Consider the following 13,022-nt stretch of genomic DNA (forward strand, 5'->3'; position numbering starts at 1 on the left):
GGCCGCGCGCCAAGACGCTCCCGGGGATGCTCGTCGTGAGCCTGCTGCTGGCGGCCTGCTCCAGCGGCGAGCCGGAGTCCACGGCCCAGGCCAAGGGCACGGTCAACATCGACATCCACGCCTGGGTCGGGTACGAGGCCCAGGCCGCCGTGCTGGCGTACCTGCTGGAGCACGAGCTGGGTTACAAGGTCAACAAGCGGGCCGTGAAAGAGGACCAGTCCTGGCGGGATTTCGAGTCCGGCAAGGTCGATGTGATCGTCGAAAGCTGGGGTCACAACGACTGGAAGAAGGAGTACATCGAAGAGAAGAAGGTGGCGCTGTCGGCCGGGCTCACCGGCAACAAAGGGGTGATCGGGTGGTACGTGCCGGAGTGGATGGCCAAAAAGTACCCCGACATTACGGACTACCGAAACCTCAATAAGTACGCCCCTCTCTTCCGGACCGAAAAAACCGGAAATGCCGGACAAGTCCTGGACGGGGACCCGACATTCGTGACGAATGACGAGGCCCTCGTGAAGAACCTCAAGCTCAATTACAAGGTCGTCTACTCGGGCAGCGAGGCAGCACTGATCAAGGCGGCCCAGGCGGCGACGAAGAATCGGACACCGCTGCTCATGTATTTCTACGAGCCGCAATGGCTGTTCACGAAGGTCAAGCTCGTCAAGGTCGCGCTCCCGGCCTACGCCGTGGGCTGCGACGACAAGCCGGCCGAGGTGGCCTGCGACTACCCGCCGTACCTGCTCGACAAGATCGTCAGCCGGCGGTTCGCGGAGCGGGGCGGGCAGGCGTACGAGCTGGTGCGCAACTTCAACTGGACCAACGACGACCAGAACGCCGTGGCCAGCGACATGATCAACGAGAAGATGAGCGCCGAGGACGCCGCCGAGCGGTGGGTGGAAGAGAACAAGATCGTGTGGAAGGACTGGATCCCCCGTTGAGGTTCGACTACGTCATCGTGGGCGGCGGCTCGGCCGGCTGTGCCCTGGCCAGCCGGCTGAGCGCCGACCCTTCGACGTCGGTGCTGGTGCTGGAGGCGGGGCGGCCCGACTACCTGTGGGACGTGTTCATCCACATGCCGGCGGCGCTGATGTTCCCGATCGGCAGCCGGTTCTACGACTGGAAGTACGAGTCGGAGCCCGAGCCGCACCTGGACGGCCGGCGCGTCTACCACGCCCGGGGCAAGGTCCTGGGCGGCTCCAGCAGCATCAACGGCATGATCTTCCAGCGCGGCAACCCGCTCGACTACGAGCGCTGGGGCGCCGATCCCGGCATGAAGCACTGGGACTACGCGCACTGCCTGCCCTACTTCAAGCGCATGGAGAACTGCCTGGCCGACCCGGGCACGGCCTTCCGCGGCGGCGAGGGGCCGCTCAAGCTGGAGCGCGGGCCCGCGCGCGGCCCGCTGTTCGAGGCGTTCTTCGAGGCGGTCCAGCAGGCCGGACACCCGCTGACCGACGACGTCAACGGCTACCGCCAGGAGGGCTTCGCCGCCTTCGACCGCACCATCCACCGCGGCCGCCGCCTCAGCGCCGCCCGCGCCTACCTCCACCCCGTACGCCGCCGCCCCAACCTGAAGGTCAGGACCCGGGCCTTCGTGGAGAAGGTGCTCTTCGACGGCACCCGCGCGGTCGGCGTGGTCTGCGACGGCCGGCGCATCGACGCGGGCGAGGTCGTCCTGTGCGGCGGCGCCATCAACACCCCGCAGCTCCTCCAGCTCTCCGGCGTGGGCCCGCGCGCGCTGCTGGAGCCCCTGGGCATCGACGTCGTGCACGACCTGCCCGGCGTCGGCGAGAACCTCCAGGACCACCTGGAGGTCTACGTCCAGCACGCCTGCACGCGGCCGGTCTCCCAGCAGCCCTCCCTGGCGATGTGGCGCCGCCCGTTCATCGGCGCGAACTGGCTCTTCCTGCGCCGCGGCCCCGGGGCCACCAACCACTTCGAGGCCGGAGGCTTCATCCGCTCGAACGACGACGTGGCGTACCCGAACCTGATGTTCCACTTCCTGCCCATCGCCGTCCGCTACGACGGCTCCGCCCCGGCGGGCGGGCACGGCTACCAGGTGCACATCGGGCCGATGTACTCCGACGCCCGCGGCTCGGTCCGCATCACCTCCGCCGACCCGCGCCGAAAGCCCGCGCTCCGCTTCAACTACCTGTCCACCGAGCAGGACCGCCGGGAGTGGGTGGAGGCGATCAGGCACGCCAGGCGGATCCTGTCGCAGCCGGCCTGGGCCGATCTGGACGGGGGCGAGATCTCCCCCGGCCCGTCGGTCCGGACGGACGAGGAGATCCTGGCCTGGGTCGCCAAGGACGGCGAGACCGCGCTCCACCCGTCGTGCACCAGCAAGATGGGCACCGACGAGATGGCCGTGGTGGATCCGGACACGATGCGGGTGCACGGCCTCGACGGGCTGCGGGTGGTGGACGCCTCGGCGATGCCGTACGTGACGAACGGCAACATCTACGCGCCGGTCATGATGCTGGCCGAGAAGTCCGCCGACCTCATCCTCGGCAACACTCCGCTGCCGCCCGAGCCGGTGGAGTTCCACCGGCACAAGTGAGGGTCAGCCGCCCGGGCCGCGCCGGTTCACCAGCACCTCGACGCCGTCGAGCACCCGCTGCAGCCCGAACTCGAAGGCGTGCTCCGGGCTGTAGGCGGCGTTGAGCGCCTCGCCCGCCGCCTGCCCGACCCGGGAGGCCGTGGGGTAGCGGGTCGCGTCGGCGATCCGGCTGAGGAAGGGCGCGTGCGCGGCCCACCACTGCTCGTCGCTGATGCCCGTCTCGTGCTCCGCCTGCGCGGCCTCCACCGCGCCCCTGGCGGTGCCGTGCACGAAGCCGGTGATCAGCGTGATCACCGAGTCCATCTCCAGGTCCGACAGGCCGATGCCGTCGACCGCGCGCAGCTCGTAGTCGTACTTGGCCGTGACGTTGGGCCCGAGCACCGGCCGGTTGGCCGCCACCTGCAGCAGCCACGGATGGCGCAGGTAGAGCGCCCAGTTCTCCCTGGCGATCTGCTCCAGCCTGCCCCGCCAGCCGCCCGGCACGTCGTCCGGCCTGGCGGTCTCGCCGTAGACCGTGTCGAGCATGACGTCGAACAGCTCCGGCTTGCCCGGCACGTACGTGTAGAGCGACATCGTCCCCACGCCCAGCCGCTCGGCCACGCGGCGCATGGACAGCGCCTGCAGCCCTTCGGCGTCGGCCACCTCGATGGCGGCGCGCACGATGCGGTCCACGCTCAGCTCCGGCTTGCCCTTGCGGCTGGCGCGCTCGCTGGTGCGCCAGAGCAGCGCCAGGCTGCGGGCGGGGTCGCCCTTCCCCGAGTACTCAACTGTCACCCTCGTACGGTACACCGTACGGTTGCCATCGCCATCCGTATTCTGTACGGTACAGCGTACGATTCGAGAGGTGACACCATGACAGCGGTACTCGCGCAGGGACTGCGCAAGACGTACGGCGAGAAGGCGGCGCTGGACGGCATCGAGCTGGACGTGCGCCGTGGCACGGTCTGCGGCCTGCTCGGCCCCAACGGGGCGGGCAAGACGACGGCCGTGCGCATCCTGACCACGCTGCTGCGGCCGTCGGGCGGGCGCGCGGAGGTGGGCGGGTTCGACGTGACCACCCAGCCCCGCCAGGTGCGCCGCACCATCGGCCTGGTCGGTCAGCACGCGGCGGTGGACGAGCTGCTGACAGGGCGGCAGAACCTGGAGCTGTTCGGCCGCCTCTACCACCTGAGCGCGGCCGAGGCCCGCAGGCGGGCGGCCGAGCTGCTGGAGCAGTTCGGCCTGGAGCACAAGGGGCCGGCCAAGGAGTACTCGGGAGGCATGCGCCGACGGCTCGACCTGGCGGCCGGCCTGATCCTCGCGCCGCCCGTGCTCTTCCTCGACGAGCCGACGACGGGCCTCGACCCGCGCAGCCGGGCGGAGATCTGGCGCGCGGTGCGCGAGCTGGTGTCCGGCGGCACCACGGTGCTGCTGACCACTCAGTACCTGGAGGAGGCCGACCAGCTCGCCGACCGCATCTCGGTGATCGACTCCGGCCGGGTGGTGGCCGAGGGCACCCCTGACGAGCTCAAGGCCAAGCTCGGCGGCGACCGGCTCGACGTGGTCGTTCACGACCCCGAGCTGCTGGCGACCGCCGCCGAGCTCATCGGCCGGGTGGCGTCGGGGCCCGCCGAGGTCGATCGCGACACCCGGCACGTGAGCGCGCCGGTGAGCGAGCGCGTGCAGGCGCTCACGGAGGTCCTGACCGCCCTGGCGGCGGCCGGGATCGAGGCCGAGGACGTGGCGGTGCGCCGCCCGACCCTCGACGAGGTCTTCCTCGACCTGACCGATGCCGGAGGTGGCTCCCGATGACCGCGGTGACCTTCACGGAGAGCCCGCTCACGCGGCTGCGCTGGGCGCTGGCAGACGGCTGGACGGTCGCCCGCCGCGACCTGATCCACTGGGCCAACCAGCCCATGACGGTGGTGTTCGGGATCGTCTTCCCCGTCATCATCACCCTGGCCTTCGGCTACCTGTTCGGCGGCGCGGTGCGGGTGCCCGAAGGGGCGGGCTACTTCGCCTTCCTCATGCCCGGCATGTACGGCATGACGATGCTGTTCGGCCTGAGCGCCACCATGGTCGCCGTCACCACCGACGCCTCCAAGGGCGTCACCGACCGCTTCCGCTCCATGCCCATGGCCCCCTCGGCCGTCCTGATCGGCCGCGCCATCGCCGACCTGCTCAACTCGATCCTCGTCCTGGCCGGCCTGCTGGCCTGCGGCCTGGCGGTCGGCTGGCGCCCGGCCACGCTCTCCGGCGCGCTCGGCGCGGTCGGCCTGCTGCTACTCCTGCGCTTCTCCCTGCTGTGGGCCGGGATCTACCTGGGCCTGCTGACCAGGGACCGGGGCGGCGTGGTGGCCGTCCAGACCCTCGAGTTCCCCATCGGCTTCCTCTCCAACGCCTTCGTCGCCCCCTCCACCATGCCGGGCTGGCTGGGGGCGCTGTCGGAGTGGAACCCGCTGTCGTCCACGGTGGCGGCGGCCAGGCAGCTCTTCGGGAACCCGGGGTGGGGCGGTGACTCGTGGGTGGCCCAGCACGCGGTGCTGATGGCCGTCGCGTGGCCGGCCGTGATCACGGTCGTGTTCTTCGTGCTCTCGGTACGGCTCTACCAGCGCCTGGACCGCTGAACCCTGTTGACATCCCTGATAGCTTGCTGGCTAAATTAGATTTGCTTGCAAAGCAAACTTAATTTAGCCAGAGGACAGTGAGTTGACGGACTTCAACCAGCAGGTGATCGAGGAGTTCCGGGCGAACCGCGGCAAGGTGGGCGGCATGTTCGAGGGCGCCCCGCTGGTGCTGCTGACCACCGTGGGCGCGAGATCCGGCCGCAGGCGCACCAACCCCGCCGTCTACCTGCGTGACGGCGAGCGCATCCTGGTCTTCGCCTCCAACGCGGGCGCCGACGCGCATCCCGCCTGGTACCACAACGTCGTCGCCCAGCCGAGGGTCACGGTCGAGCTCGGGGAGGAGACGTTCACGGCCAGGGCGGTGCCGCTGGAAGGAGCGGAACGCGAGCGCATGTACGCCCGGCAGGCCGCCCTCGACCGGGCCTTCGCCGCGTACCAGGCCGGGACCTCCCGCGTCATCCCCGTCGTCGCGCTGCACCCGGAGCGGGAGCGGCTGCGGGCGATCGGGGGCGAGCTGGTCAGGATCCACGCCTACCTGCGGGGCGAGCTGGCCAGGCTGCGCGCCGGCGAGCCGGGCGCCGGTGAGGACCTGCGGGCGCACTGCGCGGCCTTCTGCGAGGCGCTCACCTTTCACCACTCGGGCGAGGACCGTGTGGCGTTCCCGCACCTGGAGCGGCTGTTCCCCGAGCTGAAAGAGCCCCTCGACCGACTGCGCGACGAGCACGTCGCGATCGCCCGCCTGGTCGAGGAGCTACGCGGAGCCCCCGACGCGGCGACGCTCGACCGGATCGCCGCGGAGCTGGAGGCTCACTTCGCCTACGAGGAGGAGCGACTCGTACCGGTGCTCGACTCCCTGGAGGAGGTGCCCTGGGAAAGTTAGTGGACGGCGGTGGCGCGCAGGCGTACGACGTGCTCGACCAGCGAGATCAGCGTCGACTTGACCGACTCGCGGTTACGGGCGTCCGTACGCACGATCGGCACCCCGGGCGACAGCGCGAGCGCCTCCCTGACCTCGTCGTCGGAGTGCGGGAACTGCCCGTCCCAGCCGTTCACCCCGATGACGAACGGCAGCTTGGCCTCTTCGAAGTAGTCGATGGCCGGGAAGCTGTCGGCCAGGCGGCGCGTGTCGAGCAGCACCACCGCGCCGATCGCCCCCCGCACCAGGTCGTCCCACATGAACCAGAACCGGTGCTGACCGGGCGTGCCGAACAGGTACAGGATCAGGTCACGGTCGAGCGACAGCCTGCCGAAGTCCATCGCCACGGTCGTGGTCTGCTTGTGCGGCGTCAGACCGAGGTCGTCGATGCCCGCGGACGCGTCGGTCATGACCGCTTCCGTGGTGAGCGGGAGAATCTCCGACACCGCCCCCACGAACGTCGTCTTCCCGACGCCGAAGCCGCCGGCGACGACGATCTTCGTCGACGTCAGCCCGGCGCTAGAGCCTGCGTAGTCCACTGAGCACCCTTTCGAGCATGTTGAGGTCTGGCTGTCCCTGGCTGAGGCGTGGCTGGTGCAGGCGGACGAGCCCTTCGTCGGACATGTCCGCCACAAGCACCCTGGCCACGCCCAGCGGGACGCGGAGCAGGGCCGAGATCTCGGCGACCGACCGGAACGACCTGCAAAGCTGCATGATGGCCTCCTGCTCGGGGGTGAGCATGGCCATCTCGTCGTCCGGGATCGACATGGACGAGATCAACGTCTCCATCGCGAGGTGGTAGCGCGGCTCCGATCTGCCGCCTGTCACCGCGTAAGGACGGAACAGGGGCTCTTCGTCCCCGGTTCCGTCAGCGCCGTACACGGCCCTCTCCCATCAGTTCCATCACATCACCGGGTCCTGGCGGCCTGCAGCTCCGCGCGCAGGGCCGGCGTGAGCGCCTGTCCCGCCCTGTCTACCAGCAACGTCATCTGATACGCCACCAGACCCATGTCACAATCCGGACCCGCCAGAACCGTCAGCACGGAGCCGTCGCTGATCGCCATGACCAGCAGCAGGCCGCGCTGCATCTCCACGACGGTCTGCGTCACCGCACCGCCCTCGAACACCCTGGACGCACCCACGGTCAGGCTCAGCAGACCCGCGGAGACCGCGGCGAGCTGGTCGGCCCGGTCCGGAGGGAAGCCCTCCGAGGCGGCCAGGCAGAGCCCGTCCGCGGAGACCACGACGGCATGCGCGACTCCGGGCGTGTTGCGTACGAAGTCGGTGATCAGCCAGTCGAACCTGTGCGCCTCATGGCTAAGGGTTGTCACGCATCCTCCCCGGCGGGACGCTTACTCACTTCGTTCCTCCTGTCCACGTACTTCCTGGCGGCCCCGTCGGACACCCTGCTGATAGCTGGCCATCCTGCTGCGCATCCGGTCCGCTGAGACCGGGGGCATCGGCGCCTGCCGCTGCGGCTGCTGCTGCGGCTGCGGCTGCGCGGGCTGGCTCGCCGTGCCCGGCACCAGGTTGGCCTTCGGGGTCCGCTTGGGGAGCCCGGCGGCGGTGATGCCACCGAGGCTGGGCTCGCTGGCTTTGGCCGCCGCCTGCCATCCGGCATCCGCGGCCGTTCGCCACGCTTCCTCCCCAGAGGGTACGGCTTGTACGGGGCCGGGCTCACCACCGGGCTCCTCCGCGGCCGCCGGCTGTCGGCCGGCCTCACCCTGTGGCCTGCGGAACCATGCCGACTCCACCGAGGCGAAGATCGGCAGGAACTCCTCCTGCTCCTGCTCCAGGGGCGACACGTCCACCGACGGCGCCGGATCCGGCTGCCGTACGTCGTTCGTCGGGTACGCCGGAGGCGGCGTCTGGAACGCGCCATTACCAGACGGGTAGGAGGGCGCGCTCGGGAACGAAGGGTACGACCCGGGGTCCTGCGAGGCCGGCTGCCTGCGGTAGGAGCCGCCGTCGGTGTCCGCGGTGAAGCCGTTGACGCCCGCCCTGCCGGGGTCGGAGTTGAACGAACCCGGCCCGGGCGTGCTGTCGTACGAGCGCGGTCCGCGCCTGGCGGCGCCGCTGTCGAACGAGCCGCTGTTGAAGGCCCCGCTGGGGAACGCGCCGGTGCCCTGGCCGGGCGCGCCGCCGCCACTGAACGTGCCGGCGCCCTGCGCGGGCGCACCGCCGCCGAACGCTCCCGTGCCCTGCGCGGGCGCGCCGGTGTCGAGGGAGCCCCCTGAAGGGGGCCCGGCGTGCCGCGGCCTGCCGTTCTCTGGCGGTCCCTGCCTGGCCGGGCCCGCGTCGAAGGAGTCGAAGCTGGCGAACGAGCGGAACGACCCGTTCGGCGAGGGCGGCCCGAGCGGCGCCGCGGGCTGGCTGGGCACGGTGCCGCCGCCGAACGCGGGCCGCTGCGGCAGCGGCTGCTGCGTCCCGTCGGCGATCAGCGCGGGCGGCAGCAGCACCATGGCGATCAGGCCGGCGCCCTCGCCCTTGCGCAGCTGCACCCGGATGCCGTGGCGCAGCGCCAGGCGGCCGACCACGAACAGGCCCATGCGCCGGGAGACCGACACGTCGACCACGGGCGGCTCGGCCAGGCGGCGGTTGGCCTCGGCCAGCTCGTCCTCGGTCATGCTGATGCCGGTGTCGCTGACCGACAGCAGGGCGCCGCCGCCCTCGATGAGCGCGCTGGTGACCGTGACCTGGGAGTTGCTCGGGGAGAACTGGATGGCGTTCTCGACCAGCTCGGCGACCAGGTGGACGAGGTCGTTGGCGCAGCTGCCGAGCACGGACGTGGCGCGGTGCACCTTCACCTGGACGCGCTCGTACCCCTCGACCTCCGACAGCGCGGCGCGCACGACGTCGACCAGCTTGGCCGGCTGGCTGCGCCGGCGGGTGGCCTCGTGGCCGGCCAGGACCAGGAGGTTCTCGGAGTTGCGGCGCATGCGGGTGGCCAGGTGGTCGAGCTTGAACAGGTCGGACAGCCTGCGGCCGTCCTCCTCGCCCTTCTCCAGGCCGTCGATCAGCGAGATCTGCCGCTCGACCAGCGTCTGCGTGCGGCGCGAGAGGTTGACGAACATCGAGCTGATGTTGCTGCGCAGCTCGGCCTCCTCGCCCGCCAGGCGTACGGCCTGCCGGTGCACCTGGTCGAAGGCCCGGGCCACCTCGCCGATCTCGTCGTTGCCCTCGACCTCGATGGGCGCCACGTCGCGCACGCTCGTGTCGCCGCTGACGCGCAGCTGGCGCACCACGTCGGGCAGCCGGAAGCCGGCGACCTCCAGCGCCTCGGTACGCAGCCGGCGCAGCGGGCCGACCATCGAGCGGGCGATGGCGACGGTGAGGAGCAGGACGACGATCAGCAGCGCCACGATCAGGGAGCCCGCGAGGATCGCGTTGCGGGTCTCGGCGGAGCGCAGCTCCTGGCTGCGCAGGCCCACCCCGCCGGCCAGATCCTTCTCGATGCCGTGCAGCACGTCGATGGCGGCCGTGTTCTCCTTGAACCAGTCCAGGCGCTCCGCCCTGGCGGAGATGAGGTTCTCGGTGATGCGGGCGCCGGGCGCCCTGCCGCTGACCAGCGCGATGGCGCGCGCCTTGGTGAGCTGGACGTTGACGTACTCCTGCTTGGAGGTCAGCGCCTTGGACAGCTCCATGCCGAACTCGACGCCGGCCTCGGCGCCGACGGAGGCGATGTCCGCCTGCTGCCGGGCGTTCGACGCGATGAACTGCTCGACGTCCTTGGCGTCGGCGTTGTTCGGGTTGTAGGAGTTCTGGATGAGCTGGACGCGCTGGCGGGACATCTCCTCCTTGGCCGACGCCAGCGCGCTCAGGGCGCGGAACTGGCCGACGATCTGGGAGTCGTCCGACAGCAGGGCCAGCTCGTCGTGCAGGTTGAGCAGGGTGTCGGTGAGGAAGTTGTACCGGATGGTGTCGGTCTGACCCTCGGTCCTGATCTTCGGCAGGCGGCTCAGGTCGTACCTCGCCTGGGCGGCGGCCCTGACCACGCGCGGGCCGTAGGAGTCGTCCATGGCGTCGAGGTCGGAGCGTACGGTCTTGACCAGCGTGTCGACGGCGGCCTTGCGCTGCGTGTAGTCGGCGGCGAGCTCCTTGCGCATCGCGCGGTTGGCGCCGATCCAGCCTCCGGTGTCACGCTCCAGGCCGATCGCCTGTACGAGGTCGCGGATGCGGCCCGCCTGCTCCGCCGCGGTGGCGGTGCGGTCGTAGACGTCGATGCTCTGGACCGACTCCACCACTCGTGTTCCCCCGAGCACGACGGCGGCGATGGTCGGCACCAGGATGAGCGCTGTGAGCCGCCACCTCACGCGCCAGTTTCTCAGGCCGAGCCGCGACAGCGACCGCTTGCCGCGGTCCTGTCGCAAGGCTGGGCCACCGCCCGAATTCCCCGTAGTCACCGCTCCCGCTACCCCTCATTCGTCCCGTTCGCAACGGGTCATAAGCCGTCCACAAGGTATCCGCAGCATCTGACTTAACAGGCATATCGGACACAATCGTTACAAACGTGACCGGTAGTTGTGTGTTGTTGGTTATCGCAGCGCGGCAAGGACTTGATCGCGGACTTGAGCCCTCTGCGCTTCGTCGCTGAGGGGGCGACCAGCGCGGTCCACAACATAGAAGACGTCCACCGCCTCCGCGCCGAGAGTCTCTACGCGGGCGGCTCTCACGTCAAGACCACACTCACCGAACGCCCGTCCAATGCGCCACAGAAGTCCCGGCCTGTCATGGGCCCTGACTTCCACCACGGTGGCGGTCGCGGAGGCGTCGTCGACCAGCGTCACCCGAGGTGGAGCCACTGGTACGCGGGGCGGGCGCACCGAGCGGGTGCGGCGGGCCAGCCGTTGTTCGATGTCAAGACGTCCAGCAAGGACGAGACGCAGGTCGGACTCCAGCGTCGCGGGGTCCGGAGGGGAACCGTACTCGGGGATGACCGAGAACTCGATCACCGCCGTCGATCCGGCGGAGGCGGAGGAGGCCGAGCGCACGACGAGCCGGTGCGCCGACAGCACGCCGGCCGCGCTCCACAGCAGGCCCACACGATCCGGCGCGACGACCGTGACCGCTCCCCCGTTCACGCGCACGGCGCCACCGCCGTGGCGGGCCAGCCCGGCCTGCTCGGGCGAGAGCGTCGGGGGCTTGGGCGGCGGCGAGCCCGCCAGCACGGACCTGACCCGGCGCACGAGGTCGGCGACCAGGCCGGCCTTCCAGCCGTTCCAGGCCGCGGGGCCGGTCGCGTTGCCGTCGGCGACCGCCAGCGCGGCCAGCAGGTCGAGCACCTCCCGCGAGCCGACGGTCGCGGCGACCTTCTCGATCGTGACGGGGTCGTCGAGGTCCCTGCGCGTGGCGGTCTCGGGCAGCAGCAGGTGATGGCGTACCACCGTGGCCAGCGTCTCGACGTCCTGCGGCGGCAGGCCGATGCGGGTGGCGATGTCGCGCACGACGACCTCGCCGGTGGCCGAATGGTCGCCCGGCCAGCCCTTGCCCACGTCGTGCAGCAGAGCTCCGATGAGCAGGAGGTCGGGACGGGAGACCTCGCGCGTGTGGCTGGCGGCGTTCGCGGCGGCCTCGATCAGGTGGCGGTCGACCGTGAAGCGGTGAATCGGGTTGCGCTGCGGGCGGTGGCGCACCCGCTCCCAGTCAGGGAGCAGCTTGACAAGGATGCCCGCCTGGTCGAGCTCCTCCCACACGGGCACGGCGGCGCGCCCGGCGCCGAGGATCGACACCAGCGCGTCACGCGCCTCCTCCGGCCACGGCACCGGCATCGGAGGCGACTGAGCGGCCAGGACGGACACCGTGGCGGGCGCGAGCGGCAGCCCGGAGTCGGCCGCCGCGGCGGCGGCCCGCAGCACCAGGACCGGGTCCTTGCGCGGGTCGACCCCACGGGCGAGCACCACCTCGCCGCCGTGCTCGACCACGCCGTCGGCCAGCGGGCGGCGCCCTCGCGGAGCGGGCCCTGACACCAGCCTGTCAACGGTTCGCCACGTGGCGTCGAAAGCGTGGGAGATGGTCCGGCCGGCCTCGGCCAGCCTGCGCATCAGGGCCTCGGCGTCCAGCAGGCCGAGCAGCCCGGCCACCGCGTCCTGCTCCTGCAGCACCAGCCGGTCGGTGCCGCGGGCGGTCACGACGTGCAGCGCGTGCCGCACGTCCAGGATGAACTCGTACGCCTCCCGCGCCCGCGGCCCCGGCGCCGAGGCGACCCAGGCGGCGGCCACGGCCTGCATCGCCTGCACGTCGCGGAGCCCGCCGCGGCCGTCCCTGAGATCGGGCTCCAGGAGAAAGGCCAGCTCACCGCTGGCCTGGGCCCGCTTGTCGGCGGCCTCGCGCAGCTCGCCGAGCCTGCGCCGGGAGTCGGCCCGCCATTCGGCCAGCACCGCCTCCCTGGCCTTCCTGGTCAGGTCGGGGTCGCCGGCCACGTGCCTGGCCTGGATGAGGCCCAGCACGGCCTTGAGGTCCTGCCTGGCGACGGAGACCGCCTCTTCCACCGTGCGTACGGAGTGGTCGAGGCTGACCGCCGAGTCCCAGATCGGATACCAGATCCGGTCGGCGATCCTGGCCACGTCGGCCCGGCCGTTGTGCAGCAGCACCAGGTCGAGGTCGCTGCCAGGCGCCGGCTCCCCCCTGCCGAGGCTCCCGACGGCGACCAGTGAGACGTGGTCGCCGTCGCTCGCCGTGCGGAAGAGATCCTTGAGCCAGCGATCGGTGTCCGCGGTCCGCTCCTTGCGGGCCGCGGCGTACGAACGGGCCTCTCCCCTCACTGTCGTGCCCCCTTGCCGAGCTCCGCCAGGACACCGTTGTCCTGGCTTCGCCGCGGATCCATGGAAAACCCGTTCACCCGGACACCCTCGGCCGAGCTCATCACGCGTCTGATGGCCTCGCTCCGCGAGGACACCCCCCTGTGACGGATGTCCTCGCTTCGCTGCGGATCCATCCCGTA

At 71.0% G+C, this 13,022-nt stretch carries 11 protein-coding genes; 5 read left to right on the forward strand and 6 right to left on the reverse strand.

The window, feature by feature from the left end; translation table 11 throughout:
* Positions 1–26 precede the first annotated feature (26 nt).
* Both HD597_RS41050 and betA read left to right on the forward strand, forming a co-directional pair.
* Positions 27–938, forward strand: coding sequence for an ABC transporter substrate-binding protein (locus HD597_RS41050; protein ID WP_253749967.1), 912 nt, complete (start codon positions 27–29; stop codon positions 936–938).
* Entirely contained in the window at positions 935–2,560 is a 1,626-nt protein-coding gene (gene betA / locus HD597_RS41055) for a choline dehydrogenase (protein ID WP_253749986.1), read from the forward strand. The genes HD597_RS41050 and betA overlap by 4 nt, the downstream gene beginning before the upstream one ends.
* Positions 2,561–2,563: 3 nt before the next feature.
* Here betA and HD597_RS41060 read toward each other — a convergent pair whose 3' ends face one another.
* Positions 2,564–3,334 (reverse strand): TetR/AcrR family transcriptional regulator, encoded by a 771-nt coding sequence (locus tag HD597_RS41060; RefSeq protein WP_253749989.1) that lies wholly within the window; start codon positions 3,332–3,334, stop codon positions 2,564–2,566.
* A gap of 78 nt (positions 3,335–3,412) precedes the next feature.
* On the opposite strand from HD597_RS41060, the gene HD597_RS41065 reads away from it, so the two are divergent.
* From HD597_RS41065 to HD597_RS41075, 3 genes are all read left to right on the forward strand, one after another.
* The gene (locus HD597_RS41065) at positions 3,413–4,351 is read left to right on the forward strand and encodes an ATP-binding cassette domain-containing protein (RefSeq protein WP_253749992.1); all 939 of its coding nucleotides are present in this window, start codon (positions 3,413–3,415) and stop codon (positions 4,349–4,351) included.
* A complete protein-coding gene (locus HD597_RS41070; protein ID WP_253749995.1) occupies positions 4,348–5,166 on the forward strand; it encodes an ABC transporter permease in 819 nt (272 codons plus the stop codon). Before HD597_RS41065 ends, HD597_RS41070 begins: the two co-directional genes overlap by 4 nt.
* Before the next feature lie 82 nt (positions 5,167–5,248).
* Entirely contained in the window at positions 5,249–6,046 is a 798-nt protein-coding gene (locus HD597_RS41075; protein ID WP_253749998.1) for a nitroreductase/quinone reductase family protein, read from the forward strand.
* On the opposite strand, the gene HD597_RS41080 is transcribed toward HD597_RS41075, so the two are convergent.
* From HD597_RS41080 to HD597_RS41100, 5 genes are all read right to left on the reverse strand, one after another.
* Positions 6,043–6,594: a GTP-binding protein gene (locus tag HD597_RS41080; RefSeq protein WP_253759684.1), complete on the reverse strand. Its 552-nt coding sequence runs from the start codon at positions 6,592–6,594 to the stop codon at positions 6,043–6,045. The genes HD597_RS41075 and HD597_RS41080 overlap by 4 nt on opposite strands.
* A 7-nt stretch (positions 6,595–6,601) precedes the next feature.
* Complete coding sequence (locus tag HD597_RS41085; protein ID WP_148435086.1) at positions 6,602–6,964, reverse strand: DUF742 domain-containing protein; 363 nt, start codon at positions 6,962–6,964, stop codon at positions 6,602–6,604.
* Positions 6,965–6,990: 26 nt separating this feature from the next.
* On the reverse strand, positions 6,991–7,413 hold the full coding sequence (locus HD597_RS41090) for a roadblock/LC7 domain-containing protein (RefSeq protein ID WP_043616017.1): 423 nt from the start codon (positions 7,411–7,413) through the stop codon (positions 6,991–6,993).
* Positions 7,414–7,434: 21 nt separating this feature from the next.
* Positions 7,435–10,452: a sensor histidine kinase gene (locus tag HD597_RS41095; protein WP_253750001.1), complete on the reverse strand. Its 3,018-nt coding sequence runs from the start codon at positions 10,450–10,452 to the stop codon at positions 7,435–7,437.
* A gap of 165 nt (positions 10,453–10,617) precedes the next feature.
* Complete coding sequence (locus HD597_RS41100; protein ID WP_253750004.1) at positions 10,618–12,843, reverse strand: [protein-PII] uridylyltransferase; 2,226 nt, start codon at positions 12,841–12,843, stop codon at positions 10,618–10,620.
* Between the last annotated feature and the right edge of the window lie 179 nt (positions 12,844–13,022).

It is taken from the genome of Nonomuraea thailandensis (assembly GCF_024172165.1).
In the GTDB taxonomy this organism is placed as follows: Bacteria; Actinomycetota; Actinomycetes; order Streptosporangiales; family Streptosporangiaceae; genus Nonomuraea; species Nonomuraea thailandensis.